Source organism: Echinicola pacifica DSM 19836, assembly GCF_000373245.1.
Taxonomy (GTDB): domain Bacteria; phylum Bacteroidota; class Bacteroidia; order Cytophagales; family Cyclobacteriaceae; genus Echinicola; species Echinicola pacifica.
In genome coordinates this window covers 180,037-204,905 of record NZ_KB890756.1, presented here as the reverse complement: position 1 = coordinate 204,905, position 24,869 = coordinate 180,037, and the positions used below count along the sequence as shown (strand labels likewise).

The window sequence follows — 24,869 nt, the reverse complement described above, 5'->3', positions numbered from 1 at the left end:
TTAATTCTGCTAAATGCATTTATCCAATATTTCATTCCTTTAATGTACAGATATGACTCATGTGTTGTATTATTATTAATTAATATTGGCTTGTAAATTTCATATATTTTATTTTACTTACATTTTATTTTAGTTTTAAATGGCGCAATATGTTCAATATTTATAAAGTAAAATTTACTATAATCAGGCTGATTTTAAGTATTATACTACTATTTGTAGTTAATATATTAATTTTTGCACAAACAGTAAAAGTGGAGCCGAATATTTATTCCCAATTGGAGTCCTCTTTAGAGATTGAGCTCATGGAGGATTTTAAGGTGATGACCACTTATAGGGAGACGATTACTATTTTGGACAAAAAAGGTCTGGATCATGCCATTATATATATAGGCTACGATGGGCTTACCAAGATCGCGGATTTTGAAGCGGAGATTATTAATCCTCTTTCCGGAAAGACCCTCGAGAAGTTGAAATTGAAGGATCTCAAGGATTATTCTTTGACCTCCAGTGGAAGCGTATTCGATGACAATCGGGTAAAATATTTTCATTTACAATCAGGGCATTTCCCCATTCAGCTGAGCTACTCTTATACTACTCAGCGGGAGGGGAATTTTAGTCTTCCACGCTGGAGGCCCCAATTTTATTCCAATCAGCTGGTAAAAAAAGCCCAGTTGAAAGTGAAATATCCAGAGAAAATAGGTCTTAAATACCTGGAAAAATTCCTGGACCAAAACCCAGGCAAGGTAAGCGAGGGAGGAAAAAGTAGCCTGCAGTGGAACCTTAGTGATCTGATAAGAGAGGAGGATTCTGATCTGGACAGTTTGCCTATGGTGAAGCTGGCGCCTAATCAGTTTTCGATGGAAGGATATGCCTCGGATATGAACTCATGGGAGGGCCTAGGTCGATGGATAGCTTTGGTGAATAGAGGACGGGATGAATTGCCAACAGAGGCTAAGACCCTTGTCAGTCAGATGACCGCGGGTCTATCGACCAAAGAGGAAAAGATAGCGGTGCTCTATGACTACCTACAGGAGAACTATCGCTATGTGAGCATTCAGCTCGGTATAGGCGGCTTACAGCCTATGGCGGCCTCCGATACTTATCGCCTCAAATATGGTGATTGCAAAGCCCTGTCCATGCTGATGCTATCCCTGCTCAAAGAAGCAGGGGTAAATTCAAACTATACGCTGGTGGAGGCGGGAAGGGATGCGAAGGATATAGAGGTGGGTTTTCCTTCAAACCAGTTTAATCACGTCATCCTTCAGGTACCGGACGAGCGAGATACGCTTTGGCTGGAATGCACTTCCAGTGTTCTTACGCCAGGTTTTCTGGGGGATTTTACCATGAACCGCCATGTCCTGGTGGTGAATGGGGAGGACGGTTCCTTGCATAAAACGCCAGCTTATAAATCCAGTAAATTCAATACTATCACGAATGAATCTACCGTCACCTTACTCGATAATGGGATGGCTACTATTAGCCAAAGCAAATCGCTGGAGGGCTTTGCAGCGCAGTTTTATATGCAAGTAGAGAATGGTTATGAGGAGAAGGATGTAAAGAAACTAATCTATATGGACCTGGGACTTACCGGGGCAAGTATCCTGGACTATAAGCTGCGCACGGAGGATACTTTACAGATTCCTCAGGCTTACCTCACGCATAATACACGCATTCAAAATTATTATCAATCGACGAGCAAGCGGATCATTATCTATCCCAAATATCAGAAAATTGATATCAGTGATATTCCTAATGGATACCTCGCCTGGGTGGAAAATATGCGCTTTGACTTGCCTGGTGAAATGGCTGCTGAAAGCGGATTTGAGCCCTTGGAGGTCGTTCATGACAGTTATGATTACCATAGATCAGTCGTGGTGTCCGGGACTGAAATGAAAGTACAACGCAAAGTGAATTTTCACCTGGCGGAAGGCCTGGATGAAAAGCAGCGGAAAGACCTGCTAAAAGAAGTGGACAAATTAGATAATCAACCAATATTCCTACAGAGATGAACTACTACTCACCTACTACTAGAAATCTGTTCTTCCTACTAGTTTTCCTTGGACAGACCCTTTCCTTCAATGCATTTTCTCAAGATTTTAAGATGGGAAAATACAGCGAAGAAGATAAAAGCCTGACTTCCTGCTCTTTTGAACCCGATGCGGGTGCCATGGTGCTGTCGGAGTCTGGTATTAGCTATTTCAGTACGCAGAATCTGATTACGGAGATACATCGGAGAATTAAAATTTTCGATGCTGCCAAGGCGAAGGATCAGGCTGATGTATCAATTAAATTTTATGCTGGTGAAGACCGAAATAATACCACATTCAGTAACCTGAAGGCTCAGGTAATGAATGTTGAAGATGGAAAAGAGGTCATTACCAAGATTCCGAAGTCTGATATTTATGAGACGGATCTTGGAGATGGTTACCGTGAGGTGGTTTTTAGCTTTCCTGAGTTTAAGAATGGCTCCATCCTGGAGTACGAATATAAACTCTACGCCAAAGCTATTACCTACCTGAACGGATGGACCTTCCAGAATAGTATTCCCACCTTATATTCCACCTATTCGATAGATATCCCTGAGCATTTAGATTACCGTTTTTTGGGGCAGGGAGGAAATTTTGTGAGAGCTAATATGAACCAGGAAAATAAATATGGGACAAGCTCCTGGACCCTAGAGAAACTCCGCTCCTTCAGGGAAGAGCCTTATATGCATAATTATGTGGATTACCTGGACAAGGTGCAATTTCAGCTTGCTGGCTATAAAGACTTTAGTAATCAGGGTTATTATACCTCAGTATTGACCACCTGGCAGAAGCTGGCTGATGAGATTTTTGAAATCGATGTCTTCAATTCTTATTATAGAAATAGTGGCTCTTATAAGGATATGGAAGAAATGAAATTTGAAGGCGAAACACCTCAAGAACGCGCAGAAGCCATTTATACGTATGTGCAAGATAAGTATACCCTGAATGATGAAAGAGGTTTCCTGCCTGATAAGAAGCTCAAAGATGTGCTATCGAGTAAAGTCGGAGGATCTACTGAGCTTAACCTTCTTCTTTTGGCGCTTTTGCGAGCAAATAATATTGAAGCCTATGCGATGCTGATCAGTACTCGTGGAAACGGCAGAAGTCAACTGGTGCAGTTTCCCTTTGTTTCTCAATTTAACGATCTGATTCTTTCAATTAAAATAGATGATAAAGATTACTACCTGGATCTGTCGGAGGAGGATATGCCTTTCGGCTATCTGCCTTTGGACTGTCATGTGAAAGGCGGATTGTTGCTGGACCAGAAGGTAAGTGATCTGTTCTCCGTTGACTTACCACATGCCTCTGGTACGAAGCAGATGATTAAAATTCAAGTGGATGGTGACTCATTACGCTTTGATGAGGTGGTGAGATTTGAAGACTATGATGGGATCAATTTTCTTCTAAAACAGTCCAAAAGTGAAAAGCCTGAATCTGACTGGATTAAGCTTAGCGATAACACCAGGATGAAAGAATACACACAAGAGGTCTCCAGAAAAAAGGTGATTCGAGCGGAAACTAAATTCAAGCTTTCCCAAGGGGTAGATCAAGGAAGCGACTTCCTATTGATAAAACCCATCTCCAATCCGAGATTTATCGAGAATCCCTTTAAGGTAGATGAGCGTAATTTCCCTATTGATTTCAATTATACCTTTGCGGATACTTATATAGCCAATATTGCTATTCCAGAAGGGTACGTTTTAGATGATTTCCCTGAGCAGACGGCCATGGTATTGCCAGGAGAGATGGCGAGGTTTCTCTATTCTCCAAAGCAGTCCCCGGATGGAAAATCCATTCAGGTTACAGTGTCATTCTCGCTCAATACCAAGATAGTTTCTGAGGAATATTATACCGAACTAAAATCCTTCATTGAGTTTTATGTTAAAAAGCTGCAAGAACCAGTGGTTTTAAAGAAAACTTCTTAATTGCTTAAATGAATAAGGGGACAGCGCCAGCGGCACTATCCCCTTATTTTATTTTTTTAATTTTAGTGATTGCGGCGCTTCATAATAAGGCTGTCCGCGGGATAAGTAGATTTCAACATGGCCATTTGTGATTTTGCCCAGTCTATTAACTTCCCTTTTTCTGCTTCAGTCAAGTTTGCTTCCTGATGCATCCCTAATTGCGTGTAGGATTCCAAAGGCATTTCGCCTTCTTCTATCATCTCTACAAATTCCTCAAATTTATGATTTTGTCTGGCAAGTGGAAGATTGGTGAATTCATCAAAGTTAAGGTGGCGCTTTCCATCTTCAATATGGCTATTCATCCACCATCCCACAGGTTGGATATTGGCATACCATGGATAAACGGTCGAATTGGAGTGGCAGTCATCACAGGCTTTTTGGAGGATGCCTTGCACATCCTCAGGTATAGCGTAAGCTTCTTTTAGTGGTGCTGGCTGCTCTGCGGAGACATTTTGCTCGGGACGAAAAAACTGAATGAGCACAATAAGGATGAGTAATCCCAATAAAATCTTCTTTACCATAATTGAGTTATTTGATTTTGGAGTCTAAAAATACAAAAAATGTTTGGCGCATGTGGCTTATCACCGTTTTTTTGGATGGGAAAATAGGTGGCATCTTTCAAAAACTATGGTTTGGAAGAACCTGCCTTCAGCTTTCTAACCCCGGGTTTCAAGGGGGGCAAAAAAAAGCTCCCGTATGGGAGCTTTTTTGGAAATAATTTGGAAGTCCTCACTCCCTGAAAAAATATGTCAGCTTTGAAATTTAATACTTGATTTTAATAAACTCCCCTTCTAAGGTAAAGTCGATTTCTATGCCATTCTCCAGCTCTATCTGCTGAATGCCCGCTTCTATCTCCCATTCTGTAATGGTATGACCAGCGAAGTTGGCGGCTATATACGCCCTGATGTTTTCAGGCACCACCTCGTTAGGTAATTTATGCATGGCATCAATGCTAATGATTTCCAGGTTTTTGTTAAACTCAAGTTGGATATTGTCCTCCAAAATGATGTCATAAGCCTTGGTAATGCCTTCCTTATCCTTGACCGCATGTAAGATGTCATGATCTGGAAAGTGCATTGTAATAAAAGATTTGATCTCTGCGGGAATTTCAGAATCAGTCAATACTTCTTCTATATCACATGAGGTCAATGAGCTAAAGCCCAAAGCCATTATTAATGCGAAATTTGATTTTGTATTCTTCATAAAAGATGTTGTTAGTATTACTGTTAATTTTTCAATAAACCTGTGGTGGCTATTGCTCTGTAATTCGCTGAGCAGTAAATCTTTGAGTATATACAAAAGTATAGGTCTTTTGCCTAAAAATTGGTGATACGTATTAGCTTAAAACATGACTTTTGTCATGTTTTAAGTATAAAACACCTGAAAATCAAGCTATTTGATGACTTTTAACAGGTAATTTGATTGCCTTAAAGCAAGTTTAAAAATAGGTCAAAAGGCCGTTTTTTTGTTTCAAAGTCCTAAAAATAGGCTATAATATACTAATTTAAGTATATTATAGCCTAAGTGATTCAGGAGGACTTTTCTCCCGTAGTTAGTACCTAAAGAATAAAATCTATTTTTCTGTAGGAACAGAAATTAATTGGAATTAATAAATATCATCTTCATTAAAATCCTCATCTTCAGGGTTCCCCATATCAAACATGCTGCTAAAGAGATCTTTGAATTGCATTCCTGTGTCGAGTACCTTTTTGCTCAACTGACTGTGCTCTGCCAGTCCGTGCAGGGCAAATTCCATATAAAATTCCTTTTCCTTTTCGGGGAGGCTCTTGATATGTTCGGTGGTGATATCCTCTAAGCCTGGCACCATATGCAAAGCATCCTTATAGGACTTATCATTTTGTGAGGCTAGAATATCCAGTTGGTTTCCTTCTCCAAACCAGGATAAGGGCAGGACATACGGATTGCCTTCTTTTTCTTTTTTCTTCTGTTCGGGAGTAGGGAAATATTGGGAGAATAAGGTTCTGATGGCTTTCCCAATTAGGTTATAAGCTACCAAGCCGGCCCCTTCCTGCTCTCCTTCATAGACCAATTCTACTTTTCCGGTGATTGCAGGAATGACGCCGATCAGGTCCGCGATCCTCACGACCGTATTGGTCTCATTATTCATATATAATCGGCGCTCAGCGGCAGACAGGAGGTTTTCATAAGCGGATATAGTAAGACGGGCAGACACCCCACTTTTTTCATCTACATATTCACTGCTCCGGGCTTCCACGGCGATTTGTTCGATAAGGTCTTTCATGATCTCAGGCACATGGATCTTGTCCAGCGGCTTCCCTGCTACCCGGGCTTCCTGTGCGGTGATCTGCTTGCCGATTTCGATGTTTTTAGGATAATGGGTGATGATCTGTGACTCTATCCTGTCCTTCAGCGGAGTGACAATACTTCCCCTATTGGTATAATCTTCTGGGTTTGCTGTGAATACAAACTGGATATCTAAAGGCAATCGGAGCTTGAAACCTCTGATTTGAATATCGCCTTCCTGGAGGATATTGAATAGGGCTACCTGAATTCTGGCTTGCAAATCCGGTAGTTCGTTGATGACAAAGATCGAGCGGTGGGAGCGAGGCACCAATCCATAGTGAATCACTCTCTCATCATTATAGGATAGCTTCAGCGTAGCTGCTTTGATCGGGTCCACATCGCCAATAAGGTCGGCTACCGACACATCAGGAGTGGCTAGTTTTTCCGTGTACCTTTCGCTTCTGTGCCACCAGCTGATGGGCGTATCGTCGCCGAGTTTCTCGATGAGTGCAAAGCCCTGATGGCTCAGGGGCTGCAAAGGATCCTCATTTAGCTCGGTGTCAGTAATCACGGGGATATATTCATCCAGCAGCAAGGTCATCTGACGCGCGATACGCGTTTTGGCCTGGCCTCTTAGGCCTAATAAATTGATATTATGACGGGAAAGAATGGCTCTTTCTATATCAGGGATGACCGTGTCTTCATAACCCCATATTCCCTCAAAGACATTTTGCCCCTCCTTTATCTTGACAATTAGGTTTTGACGGAGCTCTTCCTTGATGCTGCGGGAGCTATATCCTGCGCTCTTAAGTTCTCCTAATGTTTTTATTTTTAACTTTTCAGTACTATTCAATTGTTGGTAAGTCATGCTCAAAAGCGTTTAGTTCTATTTCGTCTATAATCTTCAAAAATCAAATGGCCCAGTCCCTTAAGGCTGCTATAATAGGCATTACCATTATTCACCTTGGTAAACTCCTGGACAAATTCCTTAAGGTAGGGATCTGAGGCAATCATAAAGGTGGTGACAGGTACTTTTAGTTTCCGACATTGAGCGGCCAGCTTTAGCGTTTCATTTAAGATTTTGCTGTCAATCCCAAAGCTATTTTTATAGTATTTAATGCCTACTTTGAGGCAGGTTGGCTTCCCGTCGGTGATCATAAATATCTGCTTGTTGGGGTTTTTTCTCCGCCGCAGCAGGTCCATGGCGAGCTGTAAGCCGGCCACCGTATTGGTATGGTAGGGTCCGACTTGAAGATAAGGTAAATCCTTGATGTCGATCTGCCAAGCGTCATTCCCAAATACGATAATGTCCAAGGTGTCCTTTGGGTAGCGGGTTTTGATCAGCTCCGCAAGGGCCATGGCCACCTTCTTGGCGGGGGTGATGCGGTCCTCACCATAGAGAATCATCGAATGAGAGATATCGATCATCAATACCGTGCTGGTCTGAGTTTTAAACTCATTTTCGGTTACTTCCAGATCATCCTCTGTGAGCAGGAAATCTCCCGAAAAACCGTGATTCACCTGCGCATTTCGCAGCGAATCGGTCAAGGCAATTTGCTCCAGGCTATCTCCAAACTCAAAAGGCCTTCGGTCGGTGCCTCGGTCATCTCCCAGACCCGTATGGGTACTGCGGTGCTGGCCGCCTTTGCCTCGCTTCAGCTTCCCAAAGATCTCCTCTAATGCGCTTTTGCGTATCTGCTGCTCTGACTTTCCAGTGATTTTTATCTCACCCTTCTGGTTGTCTTCTGTCAAATAGCCTTTTTCCTTGAGCTCATCAATGAAGTCCCCAATGCCATAGGAGGGATTGGTCATGCCATAGCGATTGTCCAAATTAGTCAGCCAACTGAGAGCTTCCGACACATCCCCACCCGTCATCGTCACCAACTGCAAAAAAATGTCTAGAAGGTTTTCGAAGGTGGTTTTGTTGGGGTCCTGGTTTGGGCTGTACTTTGTAAAACGGAATCCTTTCATATATGATACCTAACACGATTTGTACCTGGCAAGTTTAAACTTTATGTACTTTTTCATCAATCCCCCTTTTTTACTACTGGTCAAGAAATACTATTTCCTATACCTTAGATGACTTTTAGGGTACGATCTGAGCCTTTGCTATAATCAGTGGCCTTAGATCAGGCACTGATGCATTCACTCTTTCCTTTAGGGGTCTGATTAGGACCCAAGCTAATAATGAAAGGGGGAATACAAAAACGATAACCCCTGGCTCATCGGTCACCAAGCCTTATTATAGATTTCCTAGTCTAATAGGAATGCCTAAGCATTATTAGAATTTAACCTTTGAACCTTGATTATCCTCAATTCATCACTAATAATAATAAAAAGAATACAGTAGGAAGGACTTTGTTGGATGGAATTTTATAAATTTATTCCTTTCAGAAACCAATTGTTTTTTAAGTCAATGCACAAGAAATTTAAGATTTTAGGGAAAGTTCAGGGTGTTTTTTTTAGAAAGAGCACACAGGAAAGAGCAGGCGATTTGAATCTAAAGGGTTGGGTAAGAAATGAGGAAGATGGTTCGGTGATTGTATTTATCCAAGGAGGAGAGCAAGAGGTACAGCAAATGGCTGAATGGCTAAAGCATGGTCCTGAAACCGCTGATGTGCAGCAATTATTGCTATTGGATGAGGGTTATGACATGCCTTGCAAAGGCTTCGAAATTATATAGTGGGGGAGGTTATACGGTCTGAATTTCAGCTAATTACGCAGTTTTTAGCTTTAGTGCTCCTTTTCTTTTGACTACCTTGAGCTTAAAAAAGTCATTGACAAAACTCTTACATCTGTTTTCTGCAAATTCCGCCCTGTTTTCCCCATCAAAAAGTACAGTCATCCGAAGCATTGTTTTGACATATGATTCATGCGCTCCCAGTTCCTGGATCCACTGAATAAACTGTTCCTTCCAATCTTCTCGGTATTTGTCCAGATGACTCCTGCCATCAAAAAGCAATTCCAGTTGGTTTGACCCGAACTTATAGCGATATATTCCACTGAGTTGCTCATAAATTACCGCTATTCTATCCACAGGATAGTCAGAAGAACCGATGATCCTTCCATAAGTATCATCCACCAGCCCCAGAGGATTGTACAGCTGGGTATAGGATGCTTTCATTTGCTCCACCATTATCACCAATAGTTCCTCCTCCATCACTGACTGCGCCTGGCGAAGGATGTAGTTTTTGTCTAAAGGGAATAATTTTTGGATCATGATGTACTTATGGAATTAGCGTGCAATTTACGATATAATTATAATATAGAAAAGTGCAAATTCATATCTCTGCTTTTAAGAGTACAAAAAGTAGGTAGATTCTGATTGTTTTTCGGATATATAGCCAAGCTCTTCGACTAGGAATGGAAAGCGTAAGAGCGGTGGGACAAAAAAAATCCCTTGTCAGGATCTGACAAGGGATTTAATAGCTTAGCGGGCTGAGCTACTGCTGATGGTTTGCCCAAAGAAAATACTATTGAAGAATAGCTTATTGGTGCCAAACCAGAAGGCTCTGAAATTGGGGTCGTCCACAAAGCCAATTACCTTACCTCTTCCTACCGCAGATACGCGGATCATGGCGGTATTTTTCATTTGCTCCAAGTTAAACGGATAGACGTAACCGCTGGCCAGAGGACTATCAGTATATACCAGTGGATTGGCATATGGATTCTTGGAGGGAAGTAGGAATTGGTTGCTATTACGGAAGGTGTACATATCTTCCTTGTCATAGCCATATCCCAGAGGGTGGCTGAGATCCAGCTTCACCTTAAAGATCGCGCCCCCCGTTACCTTAGAGCCAAAATCATTGGATAGGTTCGCGTAGCTTTTTTGGATCGTGCTGTCTTTTTCGGTTTCAGTCTTGAAGGAAAATTCACCGATTTGCTGACTATTAAGCCATTCCAAAGCTCTGCCTCTGGCAATGATGGTGCCTCCGGCGCGCACCCAAGACTTGAGTGATTCCACCCCGGATTTGCTGATATTGCCATAACTTCCATTGGGAAGTACGATGACATTGTACCTGTTTAAGTCAGCGCTGTTCATCTCATCCGAGGGCAGCAGGGTGATAGGCATCTCAAGGCGCTGGTCTAGCAAATGCCAGATTTCACCGGCCTCATTGCTATACACTCCTCCATCCACCAATAGAGCGACCTCAGGTTTTTCCAAAACGTCTATACTTGGCGAGCCCATATTGATGCCACCCGTATAGCCCGTGTTGATGCCATGAATAGTGATTCCGGTAAGTTTAGCGATAGACTGAAGGTCTTCAAAGAAGGTCTGATCACTTACAGGCTGTCGGCCCTTATCCACCAAGATACTCCCTCTGCCCATGCTGAGGTCTCCAGTGATATCAAAGGCTTCATGGGCTAGGCGTAGATTATATCCTTTCTCCATCAGTTTAAACGCAGCCTTTGGGGCGTAATATTCGTTCCACTCGAAGGCATAGGAATAGGCACCGGCAGCACCATTTACCTTGCCTTGGGGCAGGGTGATGCCCTTCTTCACTTCCTCGACATTAGCGAGATTCAGGATGCGGGAGTTGAGCGCCATGAAGTCCATATCAAAGGCCATCGGTAAGGTCCAAGCCGATACATCATAGAATAGGCTGTCTTGAAAATCCGTCCGTGTCTCAAACATCCCCTTGATAAGGCGATATTGTGGCTGGTTTAGCGGAACGATAAATGCTCGGTCTGCCTTGAAGTCCAGCCCATTGATTTTGATGTCTTCTTTGAGGCTGTATAATTTTATATCATGGTATAAGATCATATCCGCCAAGTGGTAGGTACGGCCCTTATCCTTCGCCAGACCAAAAATATAGGCCTTATTGGTGTCTGCATCTGCATCTGACTTGGCATCTATATAGAAATCCCTCATATAACTATTGAGTTCTTTCCTCATGGCCACCGAGGCCTCAAAGGAGGACAGGGAGGCGGTAAACTGATTTCTTACCGTAAAAGCAAAGGTCAATGGGCCATTTACACTCTCCTGAAGGTGTCCTCTGGAGGAGGCTTGCTCAAATAAAATCCCCACTTGCCCCTGTACATCGGGGTAGGTGGATCCTTTACCATAGTAAAAGTCATCGTAACTCTCTTGTGTAAAATAAAGAGAGCCTATTTCATCCAGGTACTTTGCATGGTATTGGGCTATTTTTTCTGTCAGCTCAAAATTCTTGGCAGGGGTAAGCGGGTGATTTCTGGAAGGAATTCCTGGCTGAAAGAAGAAGGTGCTATTGGTGCCCATCTCATGAAAATCCAGGATCAAATTCGGTTTCCACTCCTGGATTTTGGTGATTCTTGCTCTTGATTCTGGATGCTGCACAGGAAGCCAGTCTCTGTTTAGGTCAAACCAATAATGGTTGGTGCGGCCTCTCGGCCAAGCTTCATTAAGCTCTCTATTATTAGGATCGCCATTCATATGAATGCTTCGATTGGAATTTACCCATGAGGAGAATCTATTGATTCCGTCAGGATTTATCCCTGGTTCCATCAGGATAATGATGCTTTTTAGGTCTTCCTCGATTTCATTGGCTGCCGCAAAGTGGTAGGCAGCAAGGAGGGAGGCATTTACCCCACTGGCTTCATTTCCATGAACCGAATAGCCCATATAGGTCACCACCGGCAAGGCTTCCAAGTCCACATTCCTAGATTCTGCAGGAATCCTTAATTGGCTCCGCTGGTATTTTATTGCATTAAGCTTGCCCAGATTGTCCCGGTGGCTTATGGTAAGCATCATTAAGGGGCGCTTCTCATAGGTCCTGCCAGTGACTTCCAGCTTGATCCTGTCAGAAGCTTCCGCCAGGGCCTGCATATACATATATACCTGATCATAGCTGACATGCCACTCTCCAATATTGTATCCAAGGACGGATTCGGGCGTTGGGATATCGGGATTATACGAGTAGCCAGGTTTAAGGTAATACTCTAAAGGGACTTTCTCCTGAGCAATAAGGCTGTTTGCTTGCAAGAGTAACAAAAGGAATATTAATTTTTTGAACATAATAATAAGATTAGTTCTTTCTGATTTCTATTATTCAAAACTCAACAAAATTTTCTTAATAATTGAATTAAATTCATGTTGATGGTAAAATAACCTGATCGGATTGCTTATTTTATCCATTGTAGAAAAATAATAAAACGATATGTATAAAATGGGCCTCATCGGAACAGTCATCTATGTGCTAACTATCATCGACGTGGTGAGAAGTAGGTTTCATACCGACCGGGATAAGGTGCTTTGGCTGCTAATAGTCATTCTTGTGCCTTTTATCGGTACCATCTTATGGTTTCTGATCGGTAGAGGAAAGGCCATTCTTTAGCTGGCATTGCCATAGATCTCCTTAAGGGCATGCTCGACTGTGGCATATTTGAATTTAAATCCAGCGCTGAGCATCTTATCGCAGGAAATTTTATTACTTCCTAAAATCATCCCTGCCATTTCTCCTAAAGCTATTCTTAATATAAAACCTGCCACTGGAATGCCCAAATAAGGCTTTCCTTTTTGCTTGGCAGCAGCCTTGGTGAGATGCTTATTGGTGGCTGGGTGTGGAGCCACGGCATTATAGATGCCTGACACATGCCCGTTTTTTAGACTATGAGCGTACATTCTCGCAAGGTCTTCTATATGGATCCAGCTCATATACTGATTTCCACTGCCCAAAGGCGCCGCCACAGGAGGCTGAAGCATTTGGCTCAGCGCGCCCCCGGCCGCATCCAGCACCACTCCGGTTCGTAGAAATACGGTGCGCAGGCCCAGAGAAGCGATCTTTTTGCCTGCATTCTCCCAAGCTACCACGACTTCGGAGAGGAAGTCATCCCCTGCCGGATCCTCTTCATTGAGCCATTTGGCGCCATTGTCTAGGCCGTAATAGTTGGAGCCACTGGCGGAGACAAATACCCTAGGTCGGGAATCCAGGTTTTTTAGTTTTTGGAAGATCAGTTCTGCAGATTCTGTGCGGCTTTTGATGATGAGCTCTTTCCTTTCGGCTGTCCACCGTTCGTCGGCCACGCTAGCTCCTGCCAGGTGGATGATGGCATCCGCCCAGGCCAGGGCAGCTTCGTCAATATAACCTTCTTTAATATTCCACTCATAGCATTTTTGCGGCTGCTTGTCGGGAGACCTGCTGAGCCAGGCGACACTTTTACCCTCTGATTCCAGGTGTTTGGTGAGCGCTTTTCCGATTAATCCAGAGCCGCCGGTAATGAGAATGTTTTTCATATTTTCATTTTTTTATATAACTGACTGCCTTCATTTAAGTTAAGAAAAAAGTATATATTTGTTCGAAAAGTGCGATTTTCTATTGTTTTTTCATCCATCAATTTTATCCTCTTCCATAATAAATACCCCTAAAAACCAGTCGTTATGTGGGACAGTGCAAGGAAAGTTATCCATTTCAAAAAGTTTACCAAGTTTGAGTTTTGGCCTAGTTTAATCTACACTTTTAAGTGGTTATTATTGGCCATTACCATTGGTTTTTTGATTGGGACTGCCTCTGCATTTTTCTTGTTTGCGCTGAGCTGGGCTACTGAGTACCGTAATGAGCATCATTTTCTGATCGCCTTACTGCCTATTGGAGGTTTTATTATTGGATGGGTTTATTATAAGTATGGAGCCTCTGTGGTGAAGGGAAATAACCAGCTGCTGGAGGAATTTTACAATCCCCTCAACACTATTCCCATTCGGATGGCCCCTTTGGTTTTATTTGGGACCATCGCCACGCATTTGTTTGGTGGCTCAGCAGGTCGCGAGGGCACTGCTATCCAGATGGGTGGTTCCATTGCAGATCAGTTTACCAAATGGCTGAAAATGGGTCCTATTGATCGCAAGGCCATTATTACCCTTGGGGTAGCTGCGGGTTTTGCCTCCGTTTTTGGGACACCCCTGGCGGGAGCAGTCTTTGCCCTGGAGTGGCTTATTGTGGGGCGTGTGCGGTATGAATCCATTCTGCCGGCATTTCTAGGAGCTTATATGGCGGATTATGCCTGCGCAGATTTTTGGCATGCTCACCATACCCCTTATGAGGTGCCCTTCGTTCCTGATTTGAACCTCGCCAATTTACTATGGATAATACCGGCAGGGATAAGCTTTGGCTTGGCGGCAAGGCTATTTTCAAAATCCACTCAGCTCTGGACAGAGGTTTTCAAAAAGATCTCCTACGCTCCTTTTAGGCCTCTTGTGGGAGGTTTGATTATTGCCCTATTAGTGTTTTTGATTGGAAGTACCCGATATATTGGTCTTGGTGTGCCGGTGATTTCTGAAGCCTTTGATCAGCAGGTGCCTTGGTATGATTTTTTAGCAAAAATAGGTTTTACCTCCCTTACTCTTGGGGCAGGCTTCAAAGGTGGAGAAGTGACGCCTCTATTTTATACAGGAGCCACTTTGGGTAATATGCTTTCTGGATTTATTCCCCTGCCCATGGCTTTGCTCGCTGGGATGGGATTTGTGGGGGTGTTTTCTGGGGCCACCAATACGCCTTTGTCCTGCACCCTGATGGGGATCGAGTTGTTTGGTTCCGAATCAGGCGTGTACATTGGCCTCGCCTGCGTGGTGGCTTACTTGTTTAGCGGCCATTCGGGAATCTATGGCTCTCAGGTCATCGGCTCACCCAAGCACATTTCCCTCGATCATAATAAGGGAAAGCGCATGGGCAAACTGGAATGATTAGAGGGAACCTCTATCGATAAAGGAAAAGATGTTTGGCACCACTTCCTGCTTATGTTTTTTGATCATATAAGCTGCCGACTCGCCCATAAGCTCGAAGTCCGTCGAGATCACCGTGATATCAAAAAGTTCCTTCAGCGGGGTGTCATTATAGGAAACCACACCTATGTCCTTGCCGATTTCGTAGTGCATATCCCGGGTCTGCTTGACTAAGCTTACCAGATCATTTTCATCAATGACGATATAAGCATCCTTCTTTTGTAGCTCCATATCCGGATAGATCTTGTCCAGCACCTCTGCGTCAATACCATGATTGCTGCAGAAATTCAGAAATCCTTGCTTTATTTCCTTCGGATAGGGGTAGATGGGGTTGTCGGGGAAAGCCAATATTAGCTTGTCGTACTTTTGCAATAAGGCCTTTGCCTCCTCAAGAGCCTTATAAAGGTCGGTCTTAAAATCCTGGTAGATACAGGCCACATCATCTCCCAATTCGGGAAGATAATTGTCCATGATTACCAGCTTATTTTTGGGGATGCTTTTGAGGCAGTCGATTACCTCAGGATTGGTATTGCTATGTAAATTATTCTTGTTTTTGAAATGAGGCATGATCACAAAATAGTCATAAGCACCTAGGTTTTCTTCTATGATATTTACCAGAAGCTTGGGGTCACAATGATATACCTGCAAGTCTATCTGATGATCGGAGCCCATGCTATTGATGAAGGTGTTGTAAATCTCAAGCTTATAATTGCTAAGCTTATTCAGCACAAAAAGGATTTTGCTATTACTGGAGTTAACGGCCTTATTAACGTAAAAGCCTTTGCTGACCACCGAAGTGATGATTTTCTTCTCTCGAAGTAAATTGTAAGCCCGGACCACCGTGTCACGGCTGAGGTAGTATTCTTCACTGATATCATTGATGGAGGGGAGCTTTTCTCCTACTTTGAGGTCACCTCTCTCAATATTCTTTACGATGGAATCTACGATCTGCTGGTATTTTGGGATTCGGGATTTGCTGTCGATCTGCAATAAAAGTCCATGGGCTATTGATGTCATAACGTCTTGAAATTGGTTGAAACTAAGGGTTTATTTAATTCAGATTTTCCGCAGGACATAGCTGTCCCTCTGGCAAATCTGTGGGTAATTTTTTAGACGTTCAGGGTTAATGCAATAGTCGGTGACCCATATTGATGTTTCTATAACGTGTGGAAAATCAATAGCTTGGGAGAATTAGCTTGGGACAAACCTATCTCAATCACGCTATGCAATATAGATAAAGTGTGGAAAGCACACAAATATTATTCTCAAAATTTATGATTGAAATTAGGCGTGGATAAAAAAACTGACAAACGGTTTTGGGACTCTCCCTAAAAATAAATTATATGGGTGCAGTGGGCATTTCCTTCCTCTAAAATTTGTAGTTATACTTTAGGCGATTTGTAGGGTGGCGCAGGGTTTAGCCACCAACTGATGTCCTCCAGTAAGCAAGAGGAGGCTAGGGAAGTAGAGTATTTATTTTTTTCGTTTGATGATGAAGCCGTTCGTGATCTGGTCAAAGCCCACCTTTGGATAATAGTCCATGGCAGTGGGAGCAGATAATAAAATCAAGGCGGTCTCCTCTCCAATTTCTCTTTGGGTGATTTCGATTAGTTTTTTACCTATACCATGCTTTTGATACTCCTTGGACACAGCAAGATCCGACAAATAGCACGCATAGCAAAAGTCAGTCAATGATCTTGATATCCCGATTAATAGGTCCCCGTCCCAGGCTGTTATTACCAGATTGGAGTTAAGGTACATCATCTCAATACGGCCAGGATCGCTAGTGGGGCGATTTATTCCAGAATTATCATATAATTCTATGATCTTTTCCGTAGAAGGAAGGTCCCCAATTTTAAATTCTATTTGCTGCATGATGCTTTTCTTAAGTTATATCCACCCGTCAATCGCTTGGAAGAAGGGGCCTGAATGGTGTCCACTTATCGCTTGGGGATAGAAATGCAATGATGGTTGTGGAGATTTTATATGCTTAGTAAGTATTAACAGCACTGTCTATAAGCGCTAATAAATTCGCTAAAGGGTTTAGCTATTTAGGCGAAATACCTTGGTAAAGTAGCGCCTCTCATTTAGTCAAAAAGGTCTGAAATCCAAGTATGGCTGAGCGCTAGCCATGAGGCTGCATTGCCATGTTGATCGGCATTGCCTGCACCATACCCGTGGCCACCTTTTTCGAAAAGATGAAGTTCCACCTGGATGCCTTGCTGATTTACAGCCTTAGCATATCGAATGGAGTTCTCGGCAGGTACAGCCCCATCATCCCAGGAGTGTACCAAAAATGCGGGTGGAGTGTCTTTGTTCACTTGCGTTTCATTGGAATAATATGATTCCCATTCGGAGTCTATTTTTTCTCCAAGCAGATTATGTCTGGATCCCTGGTGGGTGATGCTGGTATCCATACTGATTACTGGATATACCAGGATGCTGAAGTCAGGTCTCGTGCTGAGGCCATCGGCAGCAGTCTCATGATGTACAGATGCTGAGGAAGCGAGATGTCCTCCGGCCGAAAAACCTAATATGCCTATTTGATTGGTATTGTAATTCCATTCGCCAGCTTTTCTGCGGAGAAACAGCAGGCCCTGTTGAGCATCTAGCTGAGGGACTTTCCAGGATTCATTAAGCAGGTCTTCCTGTGGAAGTCTGTATTTCAGCACCGCAGCGGTATAGCCTTGTTGGCTATACCATTCTGCAATTTGATAGCCTTCATGCTCTATGGCCAGTATGCCATATCCTCCGCCCGGGCAGATAAGGATGGCTTTTCCATTAGCGATCGCCTGATCGGGCCGATAGACGATCAGCTGAGGGACGGCCACTTTGGTGACTCTTCCCCCTTTGCCAATGCTGTCTGCCGCGATCAGCGAGCGGGTATGAGGGGCTTCACCTTTATATAAGGGATAAGTTTGCTGTGCACTACTAAGGGCGATGTTTGACAAAACAAAAAGGATCGTAATGTAAAAAAACAGAAGTGATTTCATGAATATAAATTTTGGTTATCGGCTCTTTCATTACGAGACTCAAGGCGCTGCTTAGGTGTCTGAGGTGTTTTTGTTCATCCATCTAGGGGCGGTGACAAACCATGAAATGGTACCGATTAGCATCAGTGTCTTGCAAAGGTCTGGGCTGATGTCTCCAGAAAAAACCAAAAATGAAGGAACTATTGTAAATCCTAATGCAATAAAGGATATTATTTTTAAAATATTGTCCATGATAATGTTAATTTATAGGGTTAGGAGATACTTACTTCTTTTTGAATAGGCTTGGTGGCAATAGGCACAACACTATTCTTCTGGACGATCTTACTGCTGATGATATAGGCGATTACGGCGACGAACCATCCTGGAAGGCCCAAGAAGAATATTTCAATGCCTCCATAAAGGTTTAAGCCTAGGCAGAATACCAAGGTTACCAACCAGGTAATGCCCACTGCGGGGTTGAAATTTCGATTGGTGATTTCTGCGAAGTTTGATCTCAGCCCCATTTTGGGGAATAAGAAGATATCAATATAGATCACCGCACCCACAGGCATCAATACCAGTCCATAAAGGGCCACAAAATCCAATAATTGCATCATCAAGGCGGGGAAGCAGGCGGCAATGGTGGTGATAAGCCCCACAAATAAGGTTACTTTCCAGGTTTTCCATTTAGGATTTATAGACTGGATAGCAAGCCCTGCTCGATAAAGAGTAGGGTTGGCAGTGGTCCAGCCGGCTATGATCACGCAGATGGCACCGGAAATTCCCACCGCTTCATAGGCGATAGGTCCTGGAGCAAACACCAAACTGTTTTGAGATTCTAGTAAAAATAAGGAATATAAGATCCCGGAGGCTAGCCAGGCGACATAGTGGCCCAGGAATACCCCGGTGGATGTGGCAAATCCTGCGGTCCATTTTTTGGCGTATCGCAAGATGGACATATCTGCCATACCAATGTGCATAGCCATATTGCAAAACCAAGCAAAGAACATGATATGCCAGAAGGTAAATTTAGATTTTCCCTCCAAAGGCACACCTGACCAAATCGTTTCTTTGGCCACTGGCCAGAAGTCTTCTATAGAATTGATGCCTAATCTTGGGAGCACCGCGACCGCCGCTGCTATAAAGATCATGATCATCCATGGAGCAGCAATATTGGCGAATTTCACCACCTGATTGAACCCAAACATGGCGATCACTGTGGTGATGGCTCCCACCACAAAGACGGTGATGACAAAGCCAAAGCTCGTGGGTAAGGTGTCATCCAAGGCAGGCATGGCCATGTCAAAAGGGATGCCCACCGCCGTGGCGGCAACGGTAATCATCGCCCCTGCCAGAAAGCAGAAGGCCACCGCATTGACCAGATTATAAATCATGGTGAAACGGCTTCCAGCGATTTTTTCTAATTGGAAATAAAGAGTGGTTCTGGTTTTGGCTGCGGCTTTTCCAGTGAAAAACGCCCAGCTGAGCACAGCAAGGATATTCCCTACCAATAGCCCTGTGACCAAATCAATGGCACTTGCGCCATGAGCGACAAATAGGGGGCCTAAAACAAATTCCGTCCCTGCGGTATGCTCTCCGGCGTAGGTGCCGACAAAGCTCTTCCAGCTTTTTAATTTACTCTGAGGTATGGGCTCCCTCTCGTATTCGTTTACAGATTCGAGTTTCTGTACCAGGTTATTTTTTGCTGCCATAATGGATTGTGTATTTTGGGCGAAACAAGCTTCATACTTGATTTTAATTTGGCTTATTATGAAGGCTGAATCTTTTTTAATGTACGTTATTATCAGGACAAATTATTAATAAAGACCCGAAATGCTATCCTGTACTGTTATGGATAGACTTCCTGACGCAGCGTAATTTTTTTTGAGCTATTCCCTTCGCAAAAAACAGAGGCCTCTATAGTTCAGCGCTCAGCTTAGCGGAGTAAAAGATTCTTTGATTCGCCTGTATTCGCTATTAGATGGATCCCCTGTCGATAAAATTGAATACATTTTTTACCACTTCTTTTTTTCTTTTTTTGATCATATAAGCGGCAGTTTCCCCCATCACTGTGAAGTCTGTGGATACTGTGGTGATGCCCAGCAGTTCTTTGAGAGGGGTATCATTATAGGAGATCACACCCACATCCTCACCCATAGTGTATTCTTCATCCCGGATCTGGCGCATTAGGTTGACCAAGTCATTTTCCTCTATTATTATATAGGCGTCGCGAGGGCTAAGCTCCATTTGTGGATAGATGGTGCTTATGATTTCATAATTTATATCGTATTCGATACAGAATTTCTTAAAGCCTTGTTTGATTTCCTTGGGGTAGGGATAGATTACATTTTCAGGATATACCAATATCAGGCTTTCATATTTTTGCAACCTTGCCTGACCTTCTTTCAAGGCTTTATAGATGTCCATTTTGAAATCTTGGTAAATGGAGGCTACTTCATCACCGAGATCAGGCAGGTAATTATCCATGATGATGACCTTGTCCGGGGAGATCTTTCTTAAGGTGTCGATGACAGCCTGATTATAATTATTATGCCGCAGCATATCATCTTTGAAATGGGGCATCACGACATAATAGTCGTAAGCACCGATATTTTCATTGAGTAGATTGAGCAGGTTTTGGGGTTCACAATGGTAGATATTGAGGTCTACTTGCGCATCTGCACCGAGGCTGTTGACAAAGGAATTGTAAATCCTCAGCTTATAGTTGGATAGCTTATTGAGGAGAAAGAGGATTTTTACCTGGGATTGGGAGACATTTCTTGCGACATAATATCCCTTTCCCTTCACCGAAACGATGATCTTCTTTTTCTTTAATAAATTATAAGCCTTCTCCACCGTATCCCGCGAAAGATAATATTCCTCAGAAATCTCATTGATAGAAGGGATCTTATCCCCTACAGAAAGGCTGCCTTTGTCAATGTCCTCAATAATGGAATTGACGATTTGCTGGTATTTCGGAATCCTGGACTCCGAATCAATACGGATGGATATTGGAGCTTCGATCATTTTGGGGTTTAAAGTTTCTGTGCAATCGATTGTAATATAAATATTACTTACTATATCAAGCAAGTTACAGGTGATTTTTTATGTGAAAGGTTATTGCACTCAGTGATTCATATAAGTCACAATTCCCTAAATCACCCTTATAATGTCGTTCAGTGCCGATGCTTGAAGTATGCTGACCCACTCAGAGATTTATTGTTAGAAAAGTGTGTAAATAACGCTTAAGAGTGCTTTTGATGAGGGTTTTGCTTGAATCACCTAAGCTTTGTGTAATCGATTGCGCACCGTAAGTATGATTGCATTGAATTAGATATAGCAGGTTAGTATGGAGATATATAATTGGTAAATCATTATGATATTTATGTCAAAAAAGTACCATTGTAGGAAACTTGGAAAAATAGGTAATCGCCCCAATGCCGTGGAACCTGCCAACTGAAAGACTATTGACCAAAAATATTCAAGGGTAATACAACTGGTATTCAGTACAAAGTACTGAGATTTAAGTATTGAGCACTGAGTGGAGCATAAAGTTGCCTGGCCCTTGAGCCAGCCTTGATAAACATTGGGTCTGCGACCCACTGCAAGGATAATAAGTGTTTTGACTTGCCTAATGTTTGAGAGAAGTTCCAGCCATAAGCTCGATGGGCATGGAGGCAGGCCAAGCTTTCTTTCCATACTCGTATGAAGGTAAGGAAGTAAGCTGTTTTTTATATCGAAAACTGAAACGAATCGCTTGATTGTAAAGCAAAGGCATGAAGGAGTAGTTTGCGGAGGTAGGCCTTTTATCTGTTAGTAGGTATAGCAATATAAAAATGAAAAGTTATGCCATAGTTTTCCATGGCATAACTGATAACAAGAGAGAGCTCAAACTAGCTGAGTTGATATAGTATCAAAACTGATATTCATATCCCAGATAAAAGCTGGTGTCATTTCCAGAAACTTTGTCTGACGCATGGTAGATGTCTTCCCCTACTTAAAAGGGTCGAAGTGACATTGCATGGTCGGTTTGCTTTTATTGATAGCCCACTATAGAATACGAGACTGTAGGGCGACTTCCATTTCTTAAATTTTTTAGGCTTTTGAATTAAAAATCAATTACCTAAACGATAGAAGGTGAGCTAATCAAAACACCTCTAATTCGACAGGTCCTTCCAATCCCGAAGGCATCACCTCCCAGCCAGAAGCATCAAATGGTTTGTAGTTGATGTTTACAAAATTGATTTCATGATAGTTTCTCCATTCCAATTCCTGCTGATCCATATAGCGAATCCTATTGGCCATTAGGTTGGCCACCTGGATTTTGATTTCATTTTTACCGTCTTTCAGGAATTTCCCTACACGGACTTGGTAGGGAATGCTCCAGGCATATCCGGCTTCCTGGCCGTTGACCCATATTTTGGCACTTTCATGCACTTTTCCGAGTTTCAGAAGGTAATTCTTGCCTTCCACTTTTTGGAGGTCAAAGGTGGCGCTGTAAGTAGCTTGTCCTGAAAACTCATCGGCTTTGGAAACTCCCAAATTGGTCCATGGCTGGATGGTTTCGAGATTTTGGTCAAGTGGAAGTTCAGGGCCTCCCGCGTCAAAATGTAAGGTCCAGGGGCCGCTGATAGGAAGTGTTTTAGCAGCTTCGCTACGGTAGGGCCATGACGGGGAGTCAGGAGCTTCGGCAGCTGAGGCATGGATAATGAGGCTCTCTCCGGACTCCAAATGTACTTTAACGGTAGTTTTGCCTTCCTGACGATGGCTTTCTGCTAAGCCGGTTTCCCCCGTAAGCGGGTTCATTAGGTTTATAGAAGCCGCCGCAACGTTCAGCGTGATTTCCTGGTTAATGGTCTCAGCAGTGTGATTTACCAGAAAGTAGTATTTGTCATCAGCCAAGGCTCTGCGGATAAATTGGAGGCCACTGTCTGTGAGGGACTCCCTTTCGATAGCTTCTTTTTCCAGTGCTTGCTGGAAATTTGGGTTCAGGATGACTTTGCCTTTCCCCACGATTGCTTCTCCCCGGTCATCAAACGATAGCTGAGCCCAGATCCTAGCCAGTTGTTCTTCCCTTTTTGCCAATTCATAATGCCCTGGCACCTGCTCTGGTACAGCCTCAAAAATGACTGTGGCACCTTCATCGGCCAGCGCAATAGCTCTTTCCAGGGTTTGTATTGGAAAATATTCCATTTTTGGAAATAGTAAGGCTTTAGCGGGAGAGGCTTCATTCTGAGTAAGAATTTTCCCTTGATCCACCCGGGCATTAAGAATCAATTGATCAGAAGCAAAATCAACCGAATAACCTTGTTTCATCAGTCCTGTCGTTTGAGAATAAAAAGAAGTGGGATGCAGCCAGTCATCAATATGGTGCACCGAAATCATTTTGAACATATTCCCTTCAGCAGCCCATACATCGTACACCGGCCAATAGACGATCAGCTCATTGTCAGGCTTGCCGGCCTGAAGGACCGACTGGCAGCGAGTAATATATTGGTTGAAGCTTTCGAAATGTGGCCAAAGGCTGTTTTGCTGGCTTAGGTTCAGGGAGGCGTAGAATAGCCAGCCGGGGAAGTCCACATCCTCGGGCGAATAAGTCACCCCATGGTAAAAAATATGATTTATTCCTGCCAGAAATACCTGGTCCACTTCAGGTTTCATCTGGGAGAAGGAGGATTTGAAATGCTCGCCAAGCCAGGTGAAAGTCTCGCAGGAGATCAGTGGCTTTCCTGCAAGGTGGCCCGCCGAAGAGGCAAATTTCAGCATAATTGGGTCGGGATCCACATTCCTAATATCCGCGCTGTCTCTGCGCAGGCCAGGAATGGGAAAATAGCTACTCCCAAAGGTTTCGCACTCTGGAATGTCCACTGCTGCATAGAGATCAATGATATTTCCGGGAGATCCATGGGCTTGGTTTTTGGTTTTCTTACCCTTCTGATGTGCCCAGCCTGTCCATCGCTCAGTGAAGTGCTCTAAGAGCAGTTCATGTAAGGTTTGTCGATAATCAGATTTGACGCGAAGCGTCTGCTCCTCTTCATTCTTGCTCAGCAAGGCTGGCAGGAAAGGCTTAAGATCATATCCTCGTCGGGACTCAAATTCCTCTAAATAGCGTAGGGTGAAGTTGGCGCCATATACCTCAAAGCTATCATTATAGAAAGCGCGAATACCAGGGACTGCCGTCCCAAAGGCTTCGTCAAAGGTCTGCAGATACTGCTGAACTGCGGGCACCGAAAAGTGGTCCAAAGTATATCCCTGTCCTCCGGGAGCGGCTCGTTTTACCATTTGCCCGGTTTTAGCATTATAGAAGGCCCAGATATTCCATTTTCCTGTAGCAGTCCACTCCAGCAGACCAGATTCCTGCACCTTGTCGCTGAGCTCTTCCACCTTGCCCTGGTCATCATAGGCCATGACGGCAATAAGGCTAGGGCTCATTGCCGGGTTTTTTTCATCCTCCAGCTTAAGGTTTTGGCTAAATTCCCCTTGTCCATTATAAGAATATTCCTTGGTGGTCAATTTGGAGGCGGCATCTTGAGGATCCACAAATGGACCACCAAATGGCCAGCCGGTGCCTTGGGTGAGGTCCACCTGCATACCGAGGCTGTCTGCCACTTCCACGGTGTATTGCAGCATATGGATCCATTCAGCAGAGAGAAAGTCGATATAGCGATCTTCGTAGCCTTTGGCCCCATAGATAGGAGCGATTTCTACTCCGCCAAGCCCTGCATCTGCGTATTCATGGAGCAGATAAGTAAGGTTTTTTTGGTCCACCGCATTGCCCATCCACCACCACCGGGTCCAAGGTTTGGTATGCGCCTCGACCTTAGGCCATTCTCCTGGAAGAGGAGTTTTCTTTGGCTGGGGAGCAGAAGTGGGCCTTTGGCATGCGGCTGCGAGAAGAAGGAGGACTAGGAAACAAAGATGCTTGAGAAAAGGAGCGTTCATAAGG

At 43.5% G+C, this 24,869-nt stretch carries 19 protein-coding genes; 5 read left to right on the top strand and 14 right to left on the bottom strand.

Annotated features, from left to right (window positions below; translation table 11 throughout):
• Positions 1-251 precede the first annotated feature (251 nt).
• Positions 252-2,009 carry a DUF3857 domain-containing protein gene (locus B050_RS0118170; RefSeq protein WP_169336271.1) on the top strand — a complete coding sequence of 586 codons (1,758 nt, stop codon included), beginning with the start codon at positions 252-254 and terminating at the stop codon, positions 2,007-2,009.
• The gene (locus B050_RS0118165) at positions 2,006-3,952 is read left to right on the top strand and encodes a DUF3857 domain-containing protein (protein WP_018475387.1); all 1,947 of its coding nucleotides are present in this window, start codon (positions 2,006-2,008) and stop codon (positions 3,950-3,952) included. Before B050_RS0118170 ends, B050_RS0118165 begins: the two co-directional genes overlap by 4 nt.
• A 62-nt stretch (positions 3,953-4,014) precedes the next feature.
• On the opposite strand, the gene B050_RS0118160 is transcribed toward B050_RS0118165, so the two are convergent.
• The 4 genes from B050_RS0118160 to B050_RS0118140 all read right to left on the bottom strand — a co-directional run bounded on the left by B050_RS0118160 (position 4,015) and on the right by B050_RS0118140 (position 8,227).
• Entirely contained in the window at positions 4,015-4,512 is a 498-nt protein-coding gene (locus tag B050_RS0118160) for a heme-binding domain-containing protein (RefSeq protein ID WP_018475386.1), read from the bottom strand.
• 241 nt (positions 4,513-4,753) lie between these two features.
• Positions 4,754-5,194, bottom strand: coding sequence for a PepSY-like domain-containing protein (locus B050_RS0118150; protein WP_157492892.1), 441 nt, complete (start codon positions 5,192-5,194; stop codon positions 4,754-4,756).
• Between the two features lie 403 nt (positions 5,195-5,597).
• The gene (locus B050_RS0118145) at positions 5,598-7,124 is read right to left on the bottom strand and encodes a P-loop NTPase family protein (RefSeq protein ID WP_018475383.1); all 1,527 of its coding nucleotides are present in this window, start codon (positions 7,122-7,124) and stop codon (positions 5,598-5,600) included.
• Positions 7,125-7,126: 2 nt separating this feature from the next.
• Complete coding sequence (locus tag B050_RS0118140) at positions 7,127-8,227, bottom strand: vWA domain-containing protein (protein WP_018475382.1); 1,101 nt, start codon at positions 8,225-8,227, stop codon at positions 7,127-7,129.
• A gap of 445 nt (positions 8,228-8,672) precedes the next feature.
• Here B050_RS0118140 and B050_RS0118135 point away from each other — a divergent pair, with 445 nt between their 5' ends.
• On the top strand, positions 8,673-8,939 hold the full coding sequence (locus B050_RS0118135) for an acylphosphatase (RefSeq protein ID WP_044203016.1): 267 nt from the start codon (positions 8,673-8,675) through the stop codon (positions 8,937-8,939).
• 33 nt (positions 8,940-8,972) lie between these two features.
• Here B050_RS0118135 and B050_RS0118130 read toward each other — a convergent pair whose 3' ends face one another.
• Positions 8,973-9,476, bottom strand: a complete 504-nt coding sequence (locus B050_RS0118130; protein WP_018475380.1) for a hypothetical protein — start codon at positions 9,474-9,476, stop codon at positions 8,973-8,975.
• A gap of 210 nt (positions 9,477-9,686) precedes the next feature.
• Positions 9,687-12,251 (bottom strand): M14 family metallopeptidase, encoded by a 2,565-nt coding sequence (locus B050_RS0118125; protein ID WP_018475379.1) that lies wholly within the window; start codon positions 12,249-12,251, stop codon positions 9,687-9,689.
• Between the two features lie 142 nt (positions 12,252-12,393).
• On the opposite strand from B050_RS0118125, the gene B050_RS23305 reads away from it, so the two are divergent.
• Positions 12,394-12,570, top strand: a complete 177-nt coding sequence (locus tag B050_RS23305) for a PLD nuclease N-terminal domain-containing protein (RefSeq protein ID WP_018475378.1) — start codon at positions 12,394-12,396, stop codon at positions 12,568-12,570.
• On the opposite strand, the gene B050_RS0118115 is transcribed toward B050_RS23305, so the two are convergent.
• A complete protein-coding gene (locus B050_RS0118115) occupies positions 12,567-13,469 on the bottom strand; it encodes a TIGR01777 family oxidoreductase (RefSeq protein WP_018475377.1) in 903 nt (300 codons plus the stop codon). The two genes, B050_RS23305 and B050_RS0118115, sit on opposite strands and share 4 nt — an antisense overlap.
• Before the next feature lie 144 nt (positions 13,470-13,613).
• Here B050_RS0118115 and B050_RS0118110 point away from each other — a divergent pair, with 144 nt between their 5' ends.
• Positions 13,614-14,912: a voltage-gated chloride channel family protein gene (locus B050_RS0118110; RefSeq protein WP_018475376.1), complete on the top strand. Its 1,299-nt coding sequence runs from the start codon at positions 13,614-13,616 to the stop codon at positions 14,910-14,912.
• Here B050_RS0118110 and B050_RS0118105 read toward each other — a convergent pair whose 3' ends face one another.
• The 7 genes from B050_RS0118105 to B050_RS0118080 all read right to left on the bottom strand — a co-directional run bounded on the left by B050_RS0118105 (position 14,913) and on the right by B050_RS0118080 (position 24,865).
• A complete protein-coding gene (locus tag B050_RS0118105) occupies positions 14,913-15,968 on the bottom strand; it encodes a GntR family transcriptional regulator (RefSeq protein WP_044202984.1) in 1,056 nt (351 codons plus the stop codon).
• Positions 15,969-16,424: 456 nt separating this feature from the next.
• The gene (locus tag B050_RS0118100) at positions 16,425-16,826 is read right to left on the bottom strand and encodes a GNAT family N-acetyltransferase (protein ID WP_018475374.1); all 402 of its coding nucleotides are present in this window, start codon (positions 16,824-16,826) and stop codon (positions 16,425-16,427) included.
• Between the two features lie 212 nt (positions 16,827-17,038).
• The gene (locus B050_RS0118095) at positions 17,039-17,944 is read right to left on the bottom strand and encodes an alpha/beta hydrolase (RefSeq protein WP_018475373.1); all 906 of its coding nucleotides are present in this window, start codon (positions 17,942-17,944) and stop codon (positions 17,039-17,041) included.
• 51 nt (positions 17,945-17,995) lie between these two features.
• On the bottom strand, positions 17,996-18,175 hold the full coding sequence (locus tag B050_RS23300; RefSeq protein WP_083923302.1) for a hypothetical protein: 180 nt from the start codon (positions 18,173-18,175) through the stop codon (positions 17,996-17,998).
• Between the two features lie 20 nt (positions 18,176-18,195).
• On the bottom strand, positions 18,196-19,635 hold the full coding sequence (locus B050_RS0118090; RefSeq protein WP_018475372.1) for a purine-cytosine permease family protein: 1,440 nt from the start codon (positions 19,633-19,635) through the stop codon (positions 18,196-18,198).
• A 265-nt stretch (positions 19,636-19,900) separates the two neighbouring features.
• Entirely contained in the window at positions 19,901-20,950 is a 1,050-nt protein-coding gene (locus tag B050_RS0118085) for a GntR family transcriptional regulator (protein ID WP_018475371.1), read from the bottom strand.
• Between the two features lie 1,119 nt (positions 20,951-22,069).
• On the bottom strand, positions 22,070-24,865 hold the full coding sequence (locus B050_RS0118080) for a glycosyl hydrolase (RefSeq protein ID WP_018475370.1): 2,796 nt from the start codon (positions 24,863-24,865) through the stop codon (positions 22,070-22,072).
• Between the last annotated feature and the right edge of the window lie 4 nt (positions 24,866-24,869).

Excerpts from the sequence above, each read along its gene's own strand:
- B050_RS0118165 (WP_018475387.1), top strand. The coding sequence starts at position 2,006 with ATGAACTACTACTCACCTACTACTAGAAATCTGTTCTTCCTACTAGTT.
- B050_RS0118160 (WP_018475386.1), bottom strand. The coding sequence starts at position 4,512 with ATGGTAAAGAAGATTTTATTGGGATTACTCATCCTTATTGTGCTCATT.
- B050_RS0118150 (WP_157492892.1), bottom strand. The coding sequence starts at position 5,194 with ATGAAGAATACAAAATCAAATTTCGCATTAATAATGGCTTTGGGCTTT.
- B050_RS0118145 (WP_018475383.1), bottom strand. The coding sequence starts at position 7,124 with ATGACTTACCAACAATTGAATAGTACTGAAAAGTTAAAAATAAAAACA.
- B050_RS0118140 (WP_018475382.1), bottom strand. The coding sequence starts at position 8,227 with ATGAAAGGATTCCGTTTTACAAAGTACAGCCCAAACCAGGACCCCAAC.
- B050_RS0118135 (WP_044203016.1), top strand. The coding sequence starts at position 8,673 with ATGCACAAGAAATTTAAGATTTTAGGGAAAGTTCAGGGTGTTTTTTTT.
- B050_RS0118130 (WP_018475380.1), bottom strand. The coding sequence starts at position 9,476 with ATGATCCAAAAATTATTCCCTTTAGACAAAAACTACATCCTTCGCCAG.
- B050_RS0118125 (WP_018475379.1), bottom strand. The coding sequence starts at position 12,251 with ATGTTCAAAAAATTAATATTCCTTTTGTTACTCTTGCAAGCAAACAGC.
- B050_RS23305 (WP_018475378.1), top strand. The coding sequence starts at position 12,394 with ATGTATAAAATGGGCCTCATCGGAACAGTCATCTATGTGCTAACTATC.
- B050_RS0118115 (WP_018475377.1), bottom strand. The coding sequence starts at position 13,469 with ATGAAAAACATTCTCATTACCGGCGGCTCTGGATTAATCGGAAAAGCG.
- B050_RS0118110 (WP_018475376.1), top strand. The coding sequence starts at position 13,614 with ATGTGGGACAGTGCAAGGAAAGTTATCCATTTCAAAAAGTTTACCAAG.
- B050_RS0118105 (WP_044202984.1), bottom strand. The coding sequence starts at position 15,968 with ATGACATCAATAGCCCATGGACTTTTATTGCAGATCGACAGCAAATCC.
- B050_RS0118100 (WP_018475374.1), bottom strand. The coding sequence starts at position 16,826 with ATGCAGCAAATAGAATTTAAAATTGGGGACCTTCCTTCTACGGAAAAG.
- B050_RS0118095 (WP_018475373.1), bottom strand. The coding sequence starts at position 17,944 with ATGAAATCACTTCTGTTTTTTTACATTACGATCCTTTTTGTTTTGTCA.
- B050_RS23300 (WP_083923302.1), bottom strand. The coding sequence starts at position 18,175 with ATGGACAATATTTTAAAAATAATATCCTTTATTGCATTAGGATTTACA.
- B050_RS0118090 (WP_018475372.1), bottom strand. The coding sequence starts at position 19,635 with ATGGCAGCAAAAAATAACCTGGTACAGAAACTCGAATCTGTAAACGAA.
- B050_RS0118085 (WP_018475371.1), bottom strand. The coding sequence starts at position 20,950 with ATGATCGAAGCTCCAATATCCATCCGTATTGATTCGGAGTCCAGGATT.
- B050_RS0118080 (WP_018475370.1), bottom strand. The coding sequence starts at position 24,865 with ATGAACGCTCCTTTTCTCAAGCATCTTTGTTTCCTAGTCCTCCTTCTT.